Origin of the sequence: Burkholderia sp. 9779_493 (assembly GCF_015712215.1) — a bacterium.
Classification (GTDB): domain Bacteria; phylum Pseudomonadota; class Gammaproteobacteria; order Burkholderiales; family Burkholderiaceae; genus Burkholderia; species Burkholderia cenocepacia.
Genome location: NZ_JACCQA010000007.1, coordinates 16,518 through 35,542 on the forward strand (window position 1 = coordinate 16,518; position 19,025 = coordinate 35,542).

The following is a 19,025-nucleotide window of genomic DNA, read 5'->3' on the forward strand; positions in this document are numbered from 1 at the left end:
GGCGCCGGCGGCGCGATGGTGGTGCAGGGGAGTGGTAACGCAGTGACACAACAACAACGGTCGTTCGACGCTATCGTCGCGCGCGAACAAGGGTTGCGCCACGCGCTGACGTCGGGGCAGATGGCGATGATCGCGATCGGCGGCGCGATCGGCACGGGGCTGTTCCTCGGCAGCGGGTTCGCGATCGGGCTCGCCGGCCCGAGCGTGCTGGTTTCCTATGCGATCGGCGCGCTGATCGCGCTGCTGCTGATGGGCGCGCTCGCGGAAATGACCGTCGCGCATCCGACGGCCGGCTCGTTCGGCGCGTATGCCGAGCATTACGTCGGCCCGCTCGCGGGCTTCCTGGTGCGCTATGCGTACTGGTTCGCGGTCGTGTTCGCGATCGGCACCGAGATCAGCGCGATCGCGGTGTTCATGAAGTACTGGTTCCCGGCGGTGCCCGGCTGGTACTGGGTGATCGGCTTCTCCGCGCTGCTGATCGCGGTGAACCTCGCGAGCGTCACGCTGTACGGCACGGTCGAATACGCGTTCTCGCTGCTGAAGATCGCGGCGATCGTCGTGTTCATCGTGCTCGGCGCCTATCTCGTGTGGGCGGCGCCGGCCGCGTCGGGCATCGGTTTCGCGAACTACACCGCGCACGGCGGCTTCATGCCGAAGGGACCGTGGGGCACCTGGGTCGCGGTGATCGTCGCGATCTTCAGCTACATGAGCATCGAAGCCGTCGCGATCGCGGCCGGCGAAGCGCGCGATCCGCAGCACGCGGTCACGCGCGCATTCCGCTCGACCGTGTTCCGGCTCGTGCTGTTCTACCTGCTGACGCTGTCGCTGATGCTCGCGATCGTCCCGTGGACGCAGGCCGGTACCGACGAAAGCCCGTTCGTGAAGGTGATGGCCGCGACGCACGTGCCGTATGCGGCCGGCGTGATCAATTTCGTGCTGCTGATCGCGGCGCTGTCGGCGATGAACAGCCAGCTCTACGTGACGACGCGGATGATGTTCAGCCTGTCGCGCGCGCGCCTCGCGCCCGCGGTGTTCGGCCGGCTCGGCGCGAACGGCGTGCCGCGCGCGGCGCTGTGGATCTCGACGAGCGGCGTCGCGGTGGCGGCCGTGCTGGTCGCGGTGGCGCCCGACACCGCGTTCACCGTGATGATGGCGATCGCGATGTTCGGCGCGCTGTTCACGTGGCTGATGATCTTCGTCACGCACTTGCGGTTCCGCTCGCAGTATCGCGGCCCCGCACTCGCATTCCGGATGTGGGGGCACCCGTTCGGCAGCCTGCTCGGCGCGGGGCTCGTCGCGGCGATCCTGCTGACGACCGCCTTCACGCGCGAATTCCGGATGACGATGGTGGTCGGCGTCGTGTTCGTCGTGCTGCTGACGCTCGCCTACGCACTGCATTACCGGCACCAGCACGCGCGCTGACCGCGCCGGGGCGGCCGCCCACGCCGTTCTCCAGTCGCTAAGGTTCCGTTAAGCGAGCGGCGACTACATTCGATCCTGTCTGCAATGCGTGCCGGTCCGCACCGGCACGCCGCTTCCTGCAAAAAGGGGTTCGAATGAACAAACTTCCCGAAATCACGCTCGCGTTCTGGATCATGAAGATCTGTGCGACGACGCTCGGCGAGACCGGCGGCGATCTGCTGTCGATGACGCTGAACGTCGGCTACGCGGTCAGCTCGATCCTGCTGTTCGGTTTCTTTCTCGTGACGCTGGGCGCCCAGCTCAGGACGACGCGCTATCGCCCGGCGATCTACTGGGCCGTGATCGTCGCGACGAGCACGGCCGGCACGACGATGTCCGATTTCATGGATCGCACGCTCGGCCTCGGCTATGCGGCCGGCTCGTCGATCCTCGTCGCGATCCTGCTGGCGATCTTCGCGGTCTGGCGCGTCAGCGGCGAATCGCTGTCGGTCGACCTGATCCGTACACGCAAGGTCGAGCTGCTCTACTGGATCGCGATCCTGTTCTCGAACACGCTCGGTACCGCGCTCGGCGACTTCCTCGCGGACAGCTCGGGGCTCGGCTTCGGCGGCGGCGCATTGCTGATCGGCGGCCTGCTCGCGGCGATCGTGCTCGCGCACTACTTCACGCGCCTCTCCGGCGTGCTGCTGTTCTGGGCCGCGTTCGTGCTCACGCGGCCGTTCGGCGCGACGGTCGGCGACCTGCTGACGAAGCCGGTCGCGAAGGGCGGCCTCGCGCTCGGCACGGTCGGCTCGTCGGTGGTGCTGTCGGGCGTGCTGGTCGCGATGGTCGCCTATGCGAGCATCACGCAGGCGCGGCGTCGCGAACCGGTGCCCGCGCGGATCGCGCAACCAGCCGGCAAGTGACGGGTGCGCGCCAAAGAAAAGGGGCCGCGAGGCCCCTTTTTCGTGCTGCGTGGCTCAGGTTCAGTGGCGGCCGGTGCTGCCGAAGCCGCCTTCGCCGCGATCGCTCTCGGTGAATTCGTCGACGATATTGAACTGCGCCTGCACGACCGGCACGATCACGAGCTGCGCGAGGCGTTCGAACGGGTTCAGCACGAACTCGGTCTGACCGCGGTTCCATGTCGAGACCATCAACTGGCCCTGGTAGTCGGAGTCGATCAGGCCGACGAGGTTGCCGAGCACGATCCCGTGCTTGTGGCCGAGGCCCGAGCGCGGCAGGATCAGCGCCGCATAGCCGGGGTCCGCAAGGTGGATCGCGAGGCCCGTCGGCACGAGCGTGGTCTCGCCCGGCTGCAGCGTGACCGGTGCGTCGAGGCACGCGCGCAGGTCGAGGCCCGCGCTGCCGGTGGTCGCGTAGGCGGGCAGGTAGTCGCGCATGCGCGCGTCGAGGATCTTCAGGTCGAGTTTCATGCGGTCGTCGAATCGGTCGGGAAGGGCGCAGCGGCACGCGCCGCCGCGCGGGTGATCAGATCAGGCGGTTGTCGGGCAGGCGCTTCGCGATTTCCGCGACGAGCGCATGCGCGAGTTCGTCTTTGGGCGCGCGGGGCAGGCGCGTGAGGCCGGCGGCCTCGAACAGCACGACTTCGTTGTCGTCGCGGCCGAACGTCAGCGGGCCGAGGTTGCCGACGAGCAGCGGCACGTTCTTGCGCTTGCGCTTCTCGTCGCCGTGCACGTCGAGGTCGCCGCTTTCGGCCGCGAAGCCGACGCAGAACGGCGCATCGGGCAGCGCCGCGACCGACGCGAGGATGTCGGGATTCTCGACGAACGCGAGCGCCGGCATCTTGCGGTCGGCCGTCTTCTTCATCTTGTGCTCGGCCGGCTGGTCGACGCGCCAGTCGGCAACCGCGGCCACCGCGATGAAGATGTCGGCATCGGCGACCGCATGCATCACCGCGTCGTACATCTGCTGCGCGGTCTGCACGTCCTGGCGGTACACGCCCCACGGCGTGTCGAGCGCGACCGGCCCGGCGACCAGATGGACGTCGGCGCCGGCCTGTTGCGCGGCGCGCGCGAGCGCGAAACCCATCTTGCCGCTGGAGCGGTTCGTCAGGCCGCGCACCGGGTCGAGCGGTTCGAACGTCGGGCCGGCCGTGATCAGCACGCGCCGGTGCGCGAGCACCTTCGGCGCGAAGTGCGCGACGATCGCCTCATAGATCGCCTCGGGCTCGAGCATGCGGCCGTCGCCGACTTCGCCGCACGCCTGCGCGCCCGAATCCGGGCCGAGCACCGACACGCCGTCCGCGCGCAGTTGCGCGGCGTTGCGTTGCGTGGCCGGGTTCTGCCACATCTGGCGGTTCATCGCGGGGACGACCAGCAGCGGACAGTCGCGCGCGACGCACAGCGTCGACAGCAGATCGTCCGCGAACCCGTGCGCGAGCTTCGCGAGGAAATCCGTCGACGCGGGCGCGATCACGATCGCGTCGGCTTCGCGCGACAGGTCGATGTGCGCCATGTTGTTGTCGATGCGCGCGTCCCACTGGCTCGTATAGACGGGCCGGCCCGACAGCGCCTGCATCGTGACGGGCGTGATGAACTGGGTGGCGGCGTCGGTCATCGCGACCTGCACGGTCGCGCCGGCCTTCACGAGCAGCCGCGTGAGCTCGGCGATCTTGTAGCAGGCGATGCCGCCCGTCAGGCCGAGAACGAGGTGTTTTCCTGCGAGTTCTGCGTGTGCCAACTCAGGCCTCCTGGGGTCAAACGGAACGGCCGGCGCGAAGCCGGCCGTCGACACGGAGTATGCGCGCTCAGCGCGAACCGCGCACGCGCCGCAGCTCGTCGTAGATCAGCAGCACCGCGCCGATCGTGATCGCGGAATCGGCAAGGTTGAACGCCGGGAAGTGCCACGCGCCGAGATGGAAATCGAGGAAGTCGATCACGTGACCGTAGACCAGCCGGTCGATCACGTTGCCGAGCGCGCCGCCGAGGATCAGCGCGAGCGACACGCTGAACAGCCGCTGGTGGCCGTGGCGCTTCAGCAGGAAGCAGATCACGAGCGTCGCGCCGACGCCGAGCGCGGTGAACGCCCAGCGCTGCCAGCCGCTCGCGGTCGACAGGAAGCCGAACGCGGCGCCGCGGTTGTACACCAGCACGAGGTTGAAGAACGACGTCAGCGCATGCTGCGCGCCGTACGCGAACGTTTTCAGGATCGCGATCTTCGACAGCTGGTCGAACAGGATCACGATCAGCGAAATGCCGAGCCAGGGCGCGAGCGCGCCGCTGGCCGGTTTCGACAGGGTCTTCGCCATATTTACGCAGCGCTCCGGATTTCGCCGTTTTCAAACAGGTTCGAGAAGCAGCGGCCGCACAGCGTCGGATGCTCGGCGTGCGCGCCGACATCTTCGCGGTAGTGCCAGCAGCGCTCGCACTTCTGGTACTTCGACGCGGCCACGTCGACGCTTTCCTGCGCTTCGTCGTCGACCTTGACGACCGTCGCGGCCGACGTGATCAGCACGAACTTCAGGTCGTCGCCGAGGCTCGTCAGCGCGTCGTAGCGCGCGCCGCTCGCATGGACGGTGACTTCGGCCTGCAGCGACGAACCGATGCGGTTCGCGGTGCGCGCTTCCTCGAGCGCCTTCGTCACGTTGCCGCGCACGTCGCGCAGCAGCGCCCACTTGTCGATCAGCGCGGCCGAGCCGGCGACTTCCGGATACGCATAGTAGGTTTCCGTGAAGATCGTGTCGCTCGCCGGCTGGAACACCTTCCACGCTTCTTCCGCCGTGAACGACAGGAACGGCGCGAGCACGCGCAGCAAGCCGTGCGTCAGGTGGTACAGCGCGGTCTGCGCGGAGCGGCGCGCGCGCGAATCGGCGGCGCTCGTGTACAGGCGATCCTTCAGCACGTCGAGGTAGAAGCCGCCGAGGTCTTCCGAGCAGTACGTCTGCAGCTTCGCGACGACCGGGTGGAATTCGTACTTCTCGTAGTGGCCGAGCAGTTCCGTCTGCAGTTGCTGCGAGAACGCGACCGCATAGCGGTCGATCTCGAGCCATTCGTCGACCGGCACCGCGTGCTGCGCGAAGTCGAAGTCCGACAGGTTCGCGAGCAGGAAGCGCAGCGTGTTGCGGATGCGGCGATAGCCTTCGGTCACGCGCTTCAGGATTTCCTCGGAAATCGCGAGCTCGCCCGAGTAGTCGGTCGACGCGATCCACAGGCGGATGATTTCCGCGCCGAGGCGGTTCGCGACTTCATGCGGGTCGATGCCGTTGCCGAGCGACTTGCTCATCTTGCGGCCTTCGCCGTCCACCGTGAAGCCGTGCGTGAGCAGGCCCTTGTACGGCGCGCGGCCATCGATCATCGAGGCCGTCAGCAGCGACGAGTGGAACCAGCCGCGATGCTGGTCCGAGCCCTCGAGGTACAGGTCGGCCGGGAACTGCAGCTGATCCTTGTGCGAGCCGCGCAGCACGTGCCAGTGCGTCGTGCCCGAGTCGAACCACACGTCGAGTGTGTCGCGGTTCTTTTCGTACAGGTTCGCGTCGTCGCCGATCAGCTCGCGCGGGTCGAGCGATTGCCACGCCTCGATACCCGACTGCTCGACGCGCTTCGCGACTTCCTCGAGCAGCTCGAGCGTGCGCGGGTGCAGCTCGCCGGTTTCCTTGTGCACGAAGAACGCCATCGGCACGCCCCACTGGCGCTGGCGCGACAGCGTCCAGTCCGGACGGTTCGCGATCATGCTGAACAGGCGCTGCTTGCCCCACGACGGGTAGAACGCGGTCGCGTCGACGCCTTCGAGCGCCGTTTCGCGCAGCGTCTTGCCGCCGTCTCGCGGCGTCACGTCCATGCCGGCGAACCATTGCGACGTCGCGCGGTAGATGATCGGCGTCTTGTGGCGCCAGCAGTGCATGTAGCTGTGCGTGTACTTCTCGCTGCGCAGCAGCGAGCCGGCCGCGTTCAGCGCGTCGACGATCTTCGGGTTCGCATCCCAGATCGACAGGCCGCCGAACAGCGGCAGCGATTCGATATAGCGGCCGTCGCCCATCACCGGGTTGATGAAGTCGGAATCGGTCATCCCGTGCGCCTTGCACGACATGAAGTCCTCGATACCGTACGCGGGCGACGAGTGCACGACGCCGGTACCGGTGTCGGTCGTCACGTAGTCGCCGAGGTAGACGGGCGCGGTGCGCTTGTAGCCGGGGTGGGCCGATGCGAGCGGGTGGTGGAAGCGCAGGTTCGCGAGCTTCACGCCGGGCGTGGTCGCGATGATGCGGCCCGTCAGCTTGAAGTCGCTCATGCAGGCTTCGACGCGCTCTTCCGCGATGATCAGCAGCCCGCGCTCGGTGTCGACCAGCGCGTAGACGATTTCCGGATGGAGGTTCAGCGCCTGGTTGGCGGGAATCGTCCACGGCGTGGTGGTCCAGATCACGATGCCGCCGTCGGCGCGCGGCAGCGCGGGCAGGCCGAACGCCTGCGCGGTCTTTTCCGGTTCCGCGAACGCGAACATCACGTCGATCGTCGGATCGGTACGGTCCTTGTACTCGACTTCCGCTTCCGCGAGCGCCGAGCCGCAGTCGAAGCACCAGTTCACCGGCTTCAGCCCGCGGTACACGTAGCCCTTCTCGATGATCTTGCCGAGCGCGCGGATTTCTTCCGCCTCGTTCACGAAGTTCATCGTCTTGTACGGATTCGCCCAGTCGCCGAGCACGCCGAGGCGCTTGAAGCCAACCTTCTGCTTCTCGATCTGCTCGGTCGCGTACGCGCGCGCCTTGCTCATCACTTCGGCCGCCGGCAGCGACTTGCCGAACTGCTTCTCGATCTGGATCTCGATCGGCATCCCGTGGCAATCCCAGCCCGGCACGTACGGCGCGTCGAAGCCGGCCATGTTGCGCGACTTGACGACGATGTCCTTCAGGATCTTGTTGACCGCGTGGCCGAGGTGGATGTCGCCGTTCGCATACGGCGGGCCGTCGTGCAGGATGAACTTCGGCCGGCCCTGGCTGGCCGCGCGGATCTTGTCGTAGATGCCGCGCTCTTCCCACTCCTTGACCCACTGCGGCTCGCGCTTGGGCAGGTCGCCACGCATCGGGAACGGCGTGTCGAGCAGGTTGACCGGATACTTGGCCTGCGGTTTCGAATCGGCTTTCTTGTTGCTCATGATGGGATCGCTATCTCAATCGGGGGACGCTCGGGCGTCGTGAATCGGGGATGCGCGCGAGAGGGCGGCGCGAGGGGGCGGCGCCAGCGCGCCGCCGTCCGGATCAGCTAATTCGGTCGGTAGCCGACGTCGCGAAGCCCGTCGCGCGGCTGCCCGGCGCACGGTCGCGTTCGATGAAGTACGCGCGCGCATTCGCGACGTCCAGCGCGATCGCGCGCGACAGCGCCTCGAGATCGTCGAACTTCGCCTCGTCGCGCAGCTTCTTCAGGAATTCGACACGGATCAGCTTGCCGTACGCATCGCCGTGCCAGTCGAGCAGGTGAACTTCGAGCAGCACGCGGCCCGAATCGTCGACGGTCGGGCGCAGCCCGAGGCTCGCGACGCCCGGCAGTGGCTCGGGGCCGAGGCCGTGCACCTGCACGACGAAGATGCCCGCGAGCGCCGGCCGCTTGTGCGCGATCGGCAGGTTCAGCGTCGGGAAGCCGAGATCGCGGCCGAGCTTCAGCCCGTGCGCGACGTGGCCGCTGATCGCGTAGCCGTGGCCGAGCGCCTGCGCGGCCGCGTCGAGATCGCCCGCGGCGAGCGCCGCGCGCACGCCGGAGCTGGAAATGCGCGTGCCGTCGCTGCCGGCCACCGTGCCCATCTGCTCGACCTCGAAGCCGTGCTGCTCGCCGGCCGCCTTCAGCGTGTCGAAGGTGCCCGCGCGCTTCGCGCCGTAGCAGAAATCGTCGCCGACCATCATCCAGCGCGTATGCAGCCCGTTCACCAGCGTGCGCTCGACGAACGCCTGCGGCGACTGGCTCGCGAAGGTGTGGTTGAAGTGCTCGACGACGACGCGGTCGACACCGTGATCGCGCAGCGCTTCGAGCTTGTCGCGCAGCATCGCGATGCGCGGCGGCGCGCCGGCCGGATTGAAGAATTCGCGCGGGTGCGGCTCGAACGTCATCACGCACACGGGCAGGCCGCGCGCGTCCGCTGCCGCGTGCACGCGCGCGAGCAGGGCCTGGTGGCCGCGATGGACACCGTCGAAGTTGCCGATCGTCAGCGCGCACGGGGCGCGGCTCTCGGCGTTGGGCAGGCCGCGGAAGACTTTCACGATAGCGGATGCAGCGTCGGGGGAATGGGCGGTGGGATGCCGCAAAGCAGAAGATTATAAACGTTCGGGCGGGCCGGCGGCCGAGAAGGCGGGAAACGCGGGGGCGAATGGTAAAATTCGCGGATGAAAAAACTCGTGATCCTGATTTCCGGTCGCGGCAGCAACATGGAGGCCATCGTCCGCGCGTGCGCGCAGGAACGTTGGCCGGCCGAGATTGCCGCCGTGATCGCCAACCGGCCCGATGCGGCCGGACTGGCTTTTGCCGCGTCGCACGGGGTGGCGACGGCGGTGGTCGACCACCGGTCGTTCGACGGCCGCGACAGCTTCGACGCGGCGCTCGCCGCCGAGATCGACCGCTTCTCGCCCGATCTCGTCGTCCTCGCCGGCTTCATGCGCATCCTCACGCCCGCATTCGTCAGACGATACGAGGGCCGGCTGCTGAACATCCATCCGTCGCTGCTGCCGAGCTTCAAGGGCATCCACACGCACCAGCAGGCGCTCGACGCCGGGGTCGCGCTGCATGGCGCGAGCGTGCATTTCGTGATTCCCGAGCTCGACAGCGGGGCGATCGTCGCGCAGGGCGCGGTGCCCGTGCGCGCCGGCGACGACGCGGCCGCGCTCGCGCAGCGCGTGCTGGCGGTCGAGCACGTGCTGTATCCGCGTGCGGTGCGCTGGTTCGTCGACGGGCGGTTGCGCCTCGAGAACGGCCGCGCAGTGGTGGCGCCCGAAGAGGCGCGCTGGATTTTCGCGGACCAACCGCAAACCGAAACGAGTGAGGGCGTATGAAGCTGCACGGATTCCTGATCGGCCAGACCGAGACTTTGCTGGCCGAGGTGCTGAAGTTCGCCGGCCCCGCCGACGCGACGACGAGCCGGTTCTTCCGCGCGCACCCGAAGCTCGGGCATGCGGAGCGCGGCGTGATCGCCGAGGCCGTGTTCGCGGTGCTGCGCCGGAAGATGGAGTTTTCGCACCTGGCCGAGAGCGGCACCGGCACGCCTGCGCGACGCCTCACGCTGCTCGGCCTGATGCAGACGGTCGGCCGCAATGCGCTGAAGCCGTTCCTGTCCGACACCGAGTCCGCGTGGCTCGAGCACGTGTCGAAGATCGATCCGGCGAGCCTGCCGGTGCGCATTCGCACCAACCTGCCCGACTGGATTCACCAGGCGCTGTCGGAGCGTTTCGATGCCGAGGAGCTCGCGCAGCTCGCCGCCGCGCTGAACTACCCGGCGCCGCTCGACCTGCGTGCCAACGCGCAGAAGGCAAGCCGCGACCAGGTGATCGAAGCGCTGCGCGTGAGCGGCATCGATGCGGGCGCGACGCCGTTCGCGCCGTTCGGCGTGCGCGTGGTCGGCAAGCCGGCGCTGACGCGCCTCAAGTTGTTCGAGGAGGGCGCGATCGAGGTCCAGGACGAAGGCAGCCAGCTGCTGTGCTCGCTGGTCGCGCCGCGCCGCGGCGAGATGGTCGTCGATTTCTGCGCGGGCGCGGGCGGCAAGACGCTCGCCCTCGGCGCGATGATGCGCTCGACCGGGCGCCTCTATGCGTTCGACGTGTCGGAGAAGCGTCTCGCGAAGCTGAAGCCGCGCCTCGCACGCAGCGGGCTGTCGAACGTGAACCCGGTGCTGATCGACAGCGAGCACGACGCGAAGATCAAGCGCCTCGCCGGCAAGATCGACCGCGTGCTGGTCGATGCGCCGTGCAGCGGCCTCGGCACGCTGCGTCGCAATCCGGACCTCAAATGGCGCCAGACGCGCACCGCGATCGACGAACTGACGCCGAAGCAGGCGTCGATCCTCGCGAGCGCCGCGCGGCTCGTGAAGAAGGGCGGCCGGCTCGTCTACGCGACCTGCAGCGTGCTGGATGCCGAGAACGAGCGCATCGTCGAACAGTTCCTGGCCGACCATCCGGACTTCGTGCTGGTGCCGGCGCAGAAGGTGCTGGCCGACCAGCGCATCGAGCTCGAGACGGGCGACTATCTGTCGCTGTGGCCGCACCGTCACGCGACCGACGGCTTCTTCGCCGCGGTGCTCGAGCGCCGCGCGGCGCAGTAACGACCGCCCGGACGGACGATGGAGAACCTGCAGAGCCGCCTGCTGTCGCACCGGCTGGCCTCGGTGATTCGCGATTTCCACCAGCCGGTGATGATCTGGCAGGCGGCGATCCTCGTCGGTGCGCTGTGTTTCGCGTGGGTCGCCGCGCGCTTCGTGCACGGCCGGATCGATGCGCGGCGCCGGGCGGCCGGACGCGCGCCGGGCGCGGGCGCGCAAAGCCTCAAGCGCGCGTTGTTTCCGCTGTTCGGCAGCGTGTTCGTCGGCGGTGCGCAGCTCGCGTTCGACCCGTTCATGTCGACGTCGCTGCTGTCGCTCGCGCTCGTGCCGCTGTTCGGCATCGGGCTGATCTACGTGCTGTTCTTCTTCGCGCGGCGCGTGTTCGCGCGTGACGGCCACACGCACGCATGGCTGTCGATCGTCGAGAAGATCGTGTCGACCGTCGTGTGGGCCGCGATGGTGATGACCGTGCTCGGCATCCAGCGCGACGTGCTCGGCTGGCTCGACAGCGTGCAGTTCCGCGTCGCGACCGCGCACCTCACGCTGCTGTCGGTGATTTCCGGCGCGCTGTGGGTGTGCGTGACGCTGATGGTCGCGATGTGGCTCGGCTCGGTGCTCGAGGATCGCCTGTCGCGCGCGAGCACGCTCGACGCGAACCTGAAGGTCGTGCTGTCGCGGGTCGGCCGCGCGCTGCTCGTGTTCGCGGCGATCCTGATCGGGCTGTCGCTCGTCGGCATCGACGTGACGGTGCTCGGCGTGTTCGGCGGCGCGGTCGGCGTCGGCCTCGGGTTCGGGCTGCAGAAGATCGCCAGCAACTACGTGTCGGGCTTCATCATCCTGCTCGACCGCTCGCTGCGGCTCGGCGATGCGATCAGCGTCGGCGGGCTGCAGGGCGTGGTCACCCAGATCCGCACGCGCTACACGGTCGTGCGCGGCCTCGACGGCAACGAGACGCTGATCCCGAACGAGAAGCTGATCACCGACGTCGTGCAGAACCAGTCGTCGTACCTGACGCGCGGCTATGCGAAGGTGGCGGTGCAGGTGGCGTACACGAGCGACGTCGAGCAGGCGCTCGCGTTGCTCGCCGACGCGGCGAAGGACGTGCCGCGCGTGCTGGCCGAGCCGGCGCCCACCCCGTACCTCGTGAGTTTCGGCGCGGACGGGATCGACCTGGAGCTCGGCTTCTGGATCGAGGATTCGGCGAAGGGCACGTCGGGCGTGCGTTCGAGCGTGAACCGCAACATCTGGCGGCTCTTCAGCGAGCACGGGATTTCGATTCCGTTTCCGCAGCGCGAAGTGCGCGTGGTCGGGTTGCCGGACGGCTTCGCCGCGGCCGGCGTGGCGGCCGGGCACGATTCGGCCGCCGCCAACGGTGCGCTGGACGGGCGCGCGCCGGCCGCGTAGCGGGTGCGGGCGGTCAATCGTACCGATTCCGCGGTCGGAACCGGATCGCGGGCCTTTCCCAGTCCGGCCGTGGACCGCGCGGATTGCGTCAGGGCAAGAAAATATTCATTTTTTACAAAGACTTGGAACGGTTGAAGTAAAATTCTGGTCTACACGCGGTATGCTTTCATTCTTCTGACGCCGGTGCGGCGTCGCTCTCATCACAGGTAACTGCCTTGTTGAATTCCCTGCTCGATTTTCTTTCCCACGGGCTCCTGCATTTTTCGTGGTGGCAGGTCGCGCTGTTCGCGCTCGCCGTCACGCACGTCACGATCATCGGTGTGACGGTCTACCTGCATCGCTGCCAGGCGCACCGCGCGCTGGAGCTGCATCCGATCGCGAGCCACTTCTTCCGTCTCTGGCTGTGGATGACCACCGGCATGCTGACCGGCCAGTGGGCCGCGATTCACCGCAAGCACCATGCGAAGTGCGAGACCGAGGAAGATCCGCACAGCCCGCAGACGCGCGGCATCTGGAAGGTGTTCCTCGAGGGCGCCGAGCTGTATCGCGCGGAAGCGAAGAACGAAGAGACGATGCGCAAGTTCAGCCACGGCACGCCGAACGACTGGATCGAACGCAACCTCTATTCGAAGTACCCGATCCTCGGCGTGAGCCTGATGATGGTGATCGACGTCGCGCTGTTCGGCGTGCTCGGCCTGACCGTCTGGGCCGTGCAGATGGTGTGGATCCCGTTCTGGGCGGCCGGTGTCGTCAACGGCTTCGGTCACTTCTGGGGCTATCGCAACTTCAACTCGGCCGACGCGAGCACGAACCTGTTCCCGTGGGGCATCGTGATCGGCGGCGAAGAGCTGCACAACAACCACCACACGTTCGCGACGTCGGCGAAGCTGTCGAACAAGTGGTACGAGTTCGACATCGGCTGGATGTACATCCGCATCATGTCGGCCTTCGGTCTCGCGAAGGTGAAGAAGGTCGCGCCGACGCCGCGCCTGAACAAGCCGAAGACGGTGCTCGACCAGGAAACGCTGCAGGCCGTGCTGTCGAACCGCTACGAAGTGATGGCGAGCTACGGCAAGGCCGTGAAGCGTGCGTACCGCCAGGAGCTCGCGCACCTGAAGGAACTCGGTTCGAGCGAGAAGTACCAGTTGATGCGCGGTGCCCGCAAGTGGTTCCACAAGGACGCCGACGGTCTCGACGAGCCGCAGAAGAAGCTGTTGCCGGAAATCTTCGCGAACAGCCAGAAGCTGCATACGTACTTCCAGCTGCGCCAGGATCTGGCCGCGATCTGGGATCGTTCGACCGCGTCGCGCGAACAGCTTCTCGCGCAATTGCAGGATTGGTGCCATCGCGCAGAACAAAGCGGCATCAAGGCGCTGCAGGAATTCGCGACGCGCCTGCGTCGCTACGCCTGATTCGAAATCGATTAGAATCTCAGGACGTCACAAACCCCGCGTTGGCGGGGTTTTTTCATTTGGGCCGCCGGTTTGTGAAGCGCGTCGGCGGGCCGGGATTTGTCTGACGCTTGGGGCCGTGGCGGGTGGTGTCCCGGGGCGAATGAAAGGGATGGGATCGGGGCAGGCGCGAACGCGCCAACGCCGATCGACCGCGTAGCATGGGATCAGGGTAAGCGCTCAAGCGCCAACGCTGATCGACAGGAGATATGGAGATGCAATCGACGATCAAACCCGTCGAGTACGACCGGCCCGTCGCAGCCGGGACCGTGTGCGGCGTGGGGCAGGCATGGGCCAAGGTGCCCGATGCGCCGTCCGCCGAGGAGCGCGCTGCGCTGAAAGCACGCATCAAGGCGTTGCTCGCCCGTGAAAAGGCCGTGCTGGTCGCCCACTACTACGTGGACGCCGAACTGCAGGAACTGGCCGACGAAACGGGCGGCTGCGTGGCGGATTCGCTCGAAATGGCCCGCTTCGGCCGCGATCACGACGCGCAGACGCTGGTCGTCGCCGGCGTGCGCTTCATGGGCGAAACCGCGAAGATCCTGAGCCCGAACAAACGGATCCTGATGCCCGATCTCGACGCGACCTGCTCGCTCGACCTCGGTTGCCCGGTCGACGAATTCTCGGCATTCTGCGATGCGCATCCCGACCGTACCGTCGTCGTCTACGCGAACACCAGCGCGGCCGTGAAGGCGCGCGCGGACTGGATGGTCACGTCGTCGATAGGCCTCGAGATCGTGGCCGACCTGCACGCGCGCGGCGAAAAGATCATCTGGGCGCCGGACCGCCATCTCGGCAGCTACATCCAGAAAAAAACCGGCGCGGACATGCTGCTGTGGCAGGGCTCGTGCCTCGTCCACGACGAGTTCAAGGGCATCGAGCTCGACCTGCTGCGCGCCGAATATCCGGACGCGAAGGTGCTCGTCCATCCCGAGTCGCCGGAAAACGTCGTGGCGCAGGCCGATGTCGTCGGCTCGACCACGCAGCTGATCGACGCGGCCGTCAAGTTCGACGCGACCCGCTTCATCGTCGCGACCGATCTCGGCATCCTGCACAAGATGCAGCTTGCCGCGCCCGGCAAGACCTTCATCGCCGCGCCGACGGCCGGCAACAGCGCGACCTGCAAGAGCTGCGCGCATTGCCCGTGGATGGCGATGAACGGCCTCGCGAACCTCGCCGACGTGCTCGAACGCGGTCACAACGAGATCTTCGTCGATCCCGCGATCGGCGAGCGCGCGCGTTTGCCGATCGACCGGATGCTCGAATTCGCGGCTGCGCACAAGAAGCGCGTGCAGGCGAGCGGCGACCTGCAGCGCGACCAGCAATTGTTCGCGAACGTGGGGGCCGCATGAGCAACGCCGTATCCCCGCTGTTCGAAGCCGTCCGCGCGCAGTACGGCGCGGCATTCGACGAAGCGATCGCGCGCAACGTGGCCGATGCGATCGCCGAAGACGTCGGTGCCGGCGACCAGACCGGGCGGCTCGTGCCGGCCGGCGAGCACCGCCGCGCGCGGATCATCGTGCGCGAGGAAGCCGTGCTGTGCGGCGTACCGTGGTTCGAGGCCGTGATCGCATGGATCGATCCGTCGATCGTCGTGCACTGGCGCTATCGCGAAGGCGACCGGATGACGGCCGATTCGACCGTCTGCGAACTCGAAGGGCCGGCACGCGCGCTGCTGACGGCCGAGCGCAACGGGCTGAACTTCCTGCAGTTGCTGTCGGGCGTCGCGACGGCGACGCGCCGTTACGTCGATCGCGTCGAAGGCACGCGCGCGAAGATCCTCGATACGCGCAAGACGTTGCCGGGGCTGCGGCTCGCGCAGAAGTACGCGGTCCGGGTCGGCGGCGGCGAGAACCAGCGTCTCGCGCTGTACGACGGCATCCTGATCAAGGAGAACCACATCGCGGCGGCAGGCGGTGTCGGCGAGGCGCTCGATGCGGCGTTCGCGCTGAAATCGGGCGTGCCCGTGCAGGTCGAAGTCGAGACGCTCGCGCAGCTCGACACGGCGCTCGCGCACGGGGCGCAGTCGGTGCTGCTCGACAACTTCACGCTCGACATGATGCGCGAAGCGGTGCGCGTGGCGGATGGCAAGGCCGTGCTCGAAGTCTCGGGCGGCGTCAATTTCGAGACGGTCCGCACGTTCGCGGAGACGGGCGTCGATCGCATCTCGATCGGCGCGCTGACGAAGGATGTGCGGGCGACCGATTATTCGATGCGGATCGTCGACTGACCGAACATCATCCGATCAGACAAAAAGCCGTTGGCGCGCAAGCGCCAACGGCTTTTTTCTTGTGCTGCCGCGGCCGCGGAAGGGCGGCGCGCCGCTCAGCGGCGCACGCGCGGCGTGAGCACGCTCGGCAATGCTTTCGGCAGCGTATGCGGCCAGTCGCGGCTGTAGTGCAGCCCGCGGCTTTCGCGGCGCGAGTGCGCGCTTTTCACGATCAGCGTTGCCACGTCGACGAGGTTGCGCAGTTCGAGCAGATCGCGCGTCACGCGGAAGTTCGCGTAGTACTCGTGGATCTCGTCGCGCAGCAGCGACAGGCGATGTTTCGCGCGCTCGAGGCGCTTGTCGGTGCGCACGATGCCGACGTAGTTCCACATCAGGCGGCGCAGTTCGTCCCAGTTGTGGGCCACGACGACTTCCTCGTCCGCGTCCGACACGCGGCTTTCGTCCCACGCGGGCAGCGCGGCCGGCGTGTCGGCGTCGAAGCCGGCCGCCTCGATCGCCTCGGCTGCCGCGCGGCCGATCACCAGACATTCGAGCAGCGAGTTGCTCGCGAGCCGGTTCGCGCCGTGCAGCCCCGTGTACGAGGTTTCGCCGACCGCGTACAGGCCGGCGAGGTCGGTGCGTCCGGCGAGATCGGTGACGACCCCGCCGCACGTATAGTGCGCGGCCGGCACGACCGGGATCGGTTCTTTCGCGATGTCGATGCCGAATTCGAGGCAGCGCGCATGGATCGTCGGGAAATGTTCGCGCAGGAACGCTTCCGGCTGATGGCTGATGTCGAGATACACGCAGTCGATCCCGCGCTTCTTGATCTCGAAGTCGATCGCGCGCGCGACGATGTCGCGCGGCGCGAGTTCGGCGCGCGGATCGTGCGACGGCATAAAGCGCGTGCCGTCAGGCAGCTTCAGCAGGCCGCCTTCGCCGCGCACGGCTTCCGAAATCAGGAACGATTTTGCGTACGGATGGAACAGGCAGGTCGGGTGGAACTGGATGAATTCCATGTTCGACACGCGGCAGCCGGCACGCCACGCCATCGCGATGCCGTCGCCGGTCGCGGTGTCGGGGTTCGTCGTGTACAGGTAGACCTTGCCGGCGCCGCCGGTGGCGAGCACCGTGTGCGGCGCCTCGATCGTGATCGTGCGGTCGTTGTCGACGTCGAGTGCATACAGGCCGTGGCAGCGGCGGCCGGGCAGGCCGAGCCGATCCGACGTGATCAGGTCGATCGCGTGATGATTTTCGAAGAACGTGATGTTCGGATGCTGGCGCGCGCGCGCCGACAGCGTCGCGAGCACCGCATGGCCGGTCGCATCGGCCGCATGGATGATCCGGCGATGGCTGTGGCCGCCTTCGCGCGTCAGGTGAAAGCCGAGTTCGGCCGCGTCGTCCTTCGTGAACGGCACGCCTTGCGAGATCAGCCATTCGATGGCTTCGCGGCCGTGCTCGACGATGTAGCGCGTCGCGCCTTCGTCGCAGAGGCCGCCACCGGCGACCAGCGTGTCGTCGACGTGGTTCTCGATGCTGTCCGCCGAGTCGAGGACCGCCGCGATGCCGCCCTGCGCGTTATCGCTCGCCCCCTCCATCATCGAACGTTTCGCGATCAGCGCGACACGTCGCGTGCTGGCCAGATTGAGTGCGACCGACAGCCCTGCCAGGCCGCTGCCGACGATCGCCACGTCGAATTTCATGCTGCATCTCCATCGTTACGCTTTTGATCTTGCGTTCCGTCGACCGCGGCCGCGGAAAGGGGAGAGCATACCGCGTCGGGCTCACGCGTGCGCGCAAAAACCGCGCAAAACAAAAAGCCCCGCATGTGCGGGGCTTTTCGGTCGCCGTCAGGCTGGCAGAAACCGGAGATTACTTGATCTTGGTTTCTTTGTATTCAACGTGCTTGCGGACGACGGGATCGAACTTCTTGATCGCCATCTTTTCCGGCATGTTGCGCTTGTTCTTCGTGGTCGTGTAGAAGTGACCCGTACCAGCGGTCGACTCGAGCTTGATCTTGTCGCGGGCGCCTTTTGCCATGATTGTGCTCCTTGGGCTTAGGCTTCGCCGCGTGCGCGCAGGTCAGCGAGCACGGAATCGATGCCGTTCTTGTCGATCAGGCGCAGGCCGGCGTTCGAGACGCGCAGGCGCACCCAGCGGTTTTCGCTCTCAACCCAGAACCGGCGGTTCTGCAGGTTCGGGAGGAAGCGACGCTTCGTCTTGTTGTTGGCGTGGGAAACGTTGTTGCCGCTCATCGGCGCTTTCCCAGTTACTTGGCATACGCGTGCCATGAGAGCACTCCTAATACGCTAAATTCGGGGTTCGATCGCCGGTGAAGGTTCCATCGCACCGCCACGTGATCCATGGCTGCACTCAGAACGCCGTAGCCCTTACAGACAAGGCCCTTCGATGGCTAGAACTGGTTGGAAAAAAGACAGACGACGATTCTAGCAGAAAAAGTTCAGAAAAATCAAACCCAATTTCGCTTCGTCGTTGCGGCGCCCTGGGACGGGCCGCCGCGCCACAGTCTACAGCCAACCGGCCCGCGCGAACGAGAAAGTATCGCTGACCCCGACGACGACGTGATCGAGCAGCCGCACGTCGACGAGCTCGAGCGCGTCTTTCAGCACGCGGGTCAGGCGGCGGTCTTCCGCGCTCGGCTGTACCGCGCCCGACGGATGATTGTGCGCGACGATCAGCGCCGCGGCGTTGTGTTTCATCGCGCGGCGCACGATCTCGCGCGGATAGACGGCCATCCGCGTGAGCGAGCCGCGCGCGATTTCCTCCATGTCGATCAGACGGTTGCGCGCATCCAGATAGACCGCGATGAACACTTCGTACTGGCGCGTGCCGATCTTCAGTCGCAAGCAATCCTCGACCGCGCCGGGCGAGTCGATCGGCATCCGTTCTTCCGCTTTCTCCACCAGCATGCGCCGCGCGATCTCGGTGACCGCGACGAGTCGCGCGGAGCGTGCGGGGCCGATGCCGGGGTACGCCTCGAAATCGTCGGCGCTCGCTTCGAGCAGCCCGCGCAACGTGCCGAACTGCTCGACCAGTGCGCGGGCGGTGACGAAGACGTCGTGACCGGGCTTGCCGGTGCCGAGCAGCAGCGCGATCAGCTCGTCGTCGGTCAGCGCGGCCGGCCCGCGCTCCAGCAATCGCTCGCGTGGCCGCTCGGGCCGCCAGTCGCCCGGGCGGCGCCTGCGCCGGTTGATCGGGATCACGCGGCCGGGCGGATCGGCCGGCGTGTCGGCGGTGTCGCGGCATTCGGCCGGCGGCGCGATGAGGCAGGGTGACAGCATGGTCGGAAC

17 protein-coding genes are annotated in these 19,025 nt (G+C 67.1%); 8 read left to right on the forward strand and 9 right to left on the reverse strand.

The window, feature by feature from the left end:
- The first annotated feature begins 42 nt into the window (after window positions 1-42).
- Window positions 43-1,422 (forward strand): amino acid permease, encoded by a 1,380-nt coding sequence (locus H0X95_RS08830; RefSeq protein WP_006488957.1) that lies wholly within the window; start codon window positions 43-45, stop codon window positions 1,420-1,422.
- A gap of 134 nt (window positions 1,423-1,556) precedes the next feature.
- A complete protein-coding gene (locus H0X95_RS08835) occupies window positions 1,557-2,327 on the forward strand; it encodes a COG4705 family protein (protein WP_006496142.1) in 771 nt (256 codons plus the stop codon).
- A 60-nt stretch (window positions 2,328-2,387) separates the two neighbouring features.
- Here the strand turns inward: H0X95_RS08835 and dut are convergent, their stop codons facing one another.
- From dut to H0X95_RS08860, 5 genes are all read right to left on the reverse strand, one after another.
- Window positions 2,388-2,834 (reverse strand): dUTP diphosphatase, encoded by a 447-nt coding sequence (gene dut / locus H0X95_RS08840; RefSeq protein WP_006488961.1) that lies wholly within the window; start codon window positions 2,832-2,834, stop codon window positions 2,388-2,390.
- Between the two features lie 55 nt (window positions 2,835-2,889).
- Window positions 2,890-4,101, reverse strand: coding sequence for a bifunctional phosphopantothenoylcysteine decarboxylase/phosphopantothenate--cysteine ligase CoaBC (gene coaBC, locus H0X95_RS08845; RefSeq protein ID WP_006488958.1), 1,212 nt, complete (start codon window positions 4,099-4,101; stop codon window positions 2,890-2,892).
- Window positions 4,102-4,168: 67 nt separating this feature from the next.
- Complete coding sequence (lspA, locus tag H0X95_RS08850) at window positions 4,169-4,669, reverse strand: signal peptidase II (protein ID WP_006488949.1); 501 nt, start codon at window positions 4,667-4,669, stop codon at window positions 4,169-4,171.
- Between the two features lie 2 nt (window positions 4,670-4,671).
- Complete coding sequence (ileS, locus tag H0X95_RS08855; RefSeq protein WP_006488953.1) at window positions 4,672-7,509, reverse strand: isoleucine--tRNA ligase; 2,838 nt, start codon at window positions 7,507-7,509, stop codon at window positions 4,672-4,674.
- Between the two features lie 103 nt (window positions 7,510-7,612).
- Window positions 7,613-8,605 (reverse strand): bifunctional riboflavin kinase/FAD synthetase, encoded by a 993-nt coding sequence (locus H0X95_RS08860; protein ID WP_059721396.1) that lies wholly within the window; start codon window positions 8,603-8,605, stop codon window positions 7,613-7,615.
- A gap of 123 nt (window positions 8,606-8,728) precedes the next feature.
- On the opposite strand from H0X95_RS08860, the gene purN reads away from it, so the two are divergent.
- From purN to nadC, 6 genes are all read left to right on the forward strand, one after another.
- On the forward strand, window positions 8,729-9,391 hold the full coding sequence (purN, locus tag H0X95_RS08865) for a phosphoribosylglycinamide formyltransferase (protein ID WP_006496140.1): 663 nt from the start codon (window positions 8,729-8,731) through the stop codon (window positions 9,389-9,391).
- A complete protein-coding gene (locus tag H0X95_RS08870; RefSeq protein ID WP_006488956.1) occupies window positions 9,388-10,653 on the forward strand; it encodes an RsmB/NOP family class I SAM-dependent RNA methyltransferase in 1,266 nt (421 codons plus the stop codon). Before purN ends, H0X95_RS08870 begins: the two co-directional genes overlap by 4 nt.
- 18 nt (window positions 10,654-10,671) lie before the next feature.
- The gene (locus H0X95_RS08875) at window positions 10,672-12,054 is read left to right on the forward strand and encodes a mechanosensitive ion channel family protein (protein ID WP_006488952.1); all 1,383 of its coding nucleotides are present in this window, start codon (window positions 10,672-10,674) and stop codon (window positions 12,052-12,054) included.
- A 215-nt stretch (window positions 12,055-12,269) separates the two neighbouring features.
- Window positions 12,270-13,466: a DesA family fatty acid desaturase gene (locus H0X95_RS08880; protein ID WP_006491832.1), complete on the forward strand. Its 1,197-nt coding sequence runs from the start codon at window positions 12,270-12,272 to the stop codon at window positions 13,464-13,466.
- A 254-nt stretch (window positions 13,467-13,720) separates the two neighbouring features.
- Window positions 13,721-14,857, forward strand: coding sequence for a quinolinate synthase NadA (nadA, locus tag H0X95_RS08885; protein WP_048984591.1), 1,137 nt, complete (start codon window positions 13,721-13,723; stop codon window positions 14,855-14,857).
- On the forward strand, window positions 14,854-15,735 hold the full coding sequence (gene nadC, locus H0X95_RS08890) for a carboxylating nicotinate-nucleotide diphosphorylase (RefSeq protein WP_059721395.1): 882 nt from the start codon (window positions 14,854-14,856) through the stop codon (window positions 15,733-15,735). The genes nadA and nadC overlap by 4 nt, the downstream gene beginning before the upstream one ends.
- 95 nt (window positions 15,736-15,830) lie before the next feature.
- Here the strand turns inward: nadC and nadB are convergent, their stop codons facing one another.
- The 4 genes from nadB to radC form a co-directional block, all read right to left on the reverse strand.
- The gene (nadB, locus tag H0X95_RS08895) at window positions 15,831-17,417 is read right to left on the reverse strand and encodes an L-aspartate oxidase (RefSeq protein WP_006488962.1); all 1,587 of its coding nucleotides are present in this window, start codon (window positions 17,415-17,417) and stop codon (window positions 15,831-15,833) included.
- 169 nt (window positions 17,418-17,586) lie between these two features.
- Window positions 17,587-17,754: a 50S ribosomal protein L33 gene (rpmG, locus tag H0X95_RS08900; RefSeq protein WP_006478046.1), complete on the reverse strand. Its 168-nt coding sequence runs from the start codon at window positions 17,752-17,754 to the stop codon at window positions 17,587-17,589.
- Between the two features lie 17 nt (window positions 17,755-17,771).
- A complete protein-coding gene (gene rpmB, locus H0X95_RS08905; RefSeq protein ID WP_004186391.1) occupies window positions 17,772-18,005 on the reverse strand; it encodes a 50S ribosomal protein L28 in 234 nt (77 codons plus the stop codon).
- A gap of 237 nt (window positions 18,006-18,242) precedes the next feature.
- Window positions 18,243-19,016 carry a RadC family protein gene (gene radC, locus H0X95_RS08910; RefSeq protein WP_048984577.1) on the reverse strand — a complete coding sequence of 258 codons (774 nt, stop codon included), beginning with the start codon at window positions 19,014-19,016 and terminating at the stop codon, window positions 18,243-18,245.
- Window positions 19,017-19,025: the final 9 nt, after the last annotated feature.

What these genes read in the sequence shown, in the direction of transcription:
- H0X95_RS08835 (WP_006496142.1), top strand. Translation starts at nt 1,557, where the DNA reads ATGAACAAACTTCCCGAAATCACGCTCGCGTTCTGGATCATGAAGATC.
- dut (WP_006488961.1), bottom strand. Translation starts at nt 2,834, where the DNA reads ATGAAACTCGACCTGAAGATCCTCGACGCGCGCATGCGCGACTACCTG.
- lspA (WP_006488949.1), bottom strand. Translation starts at nt 4,669, where the DNA reads ATGGCGAAGACCCTGTCGAAACCGGCCAGCGGCGCGCTCGCGCCCTGG.
- ileS (WP_006488953.1), bottom strand. Translation starts at nt 7,509, where the DNA reads ATGAGCAACAAGAAAGCCGATTCGAAACCGCAGGCCAAGTATCCGGTC.
- purN (WP_006496140.1), top strand. Translation starts at nt 8,729, where the DNA reads ATGAAAAAACTCGTGATCCTGATTTCCGGTCGCGGCAGCAACATGGAG.
- H0X95_RS08870 (WP_006488956.1), top strand. Translation starts at nt 9,388, where the DNA reads ATGAAGCTGCACGGATTCCTGATCGGCCAGACCGAGACTTTGCTGGCC.
- H0X95_RS08875 (WP_006488952.1), top strand. Translation starts at nt 10,672, where the DNA reads ATGGAGAACCTGCAGAGCCGCCTGCTGTCGCACCGGCTGGCCTCGGTG.
- nadA (WP_048984591.1), top strand. Translation starts at nt 13,721, where the DNA reads ATGCAATCGACGATCAAACCCGTCGAGTACGACCGGCCCGTCGCAGCC.
- nadC (WP_059721395.1), top strand. Translation starts at nt 14,854, where the DNA reads ATGAGCAACGCCGTATCCCCGCTGTTCGAAGCCGTCCGCGCGCAGTAC.
- nadB (WP_006488962.1), bottom strand. Translation starts at nt 17,417, where the DNA reads ATGAAATTCGACGTGGCGATCGTCGGCAGCGGCCTGGCAGGGCTGTCG.
- rpmG (WP_006478046.1), bottom strand. Translation starts at nt 17,754, where the DNA reads ATGGCAAAAGGCGCCCGCGACAAGATCAAGCTCGAGTCGACCGCTGGT.
- rpmB (WP_004186391.1), bottom strand. Translation starts at nt 18,005, where the DNA reads ATGGCACGCGTATGCCAAGTAACTGGGAAAGCGCCGATGAGCGGCAAC.
- radC (WP_048984577.1), bottom strand. Translation starts at nt 19,016, where the DNA reads ATGCTGTCACCCTGCCTCATCGCGCCGCCGGCCGAATGCCGCGACACC.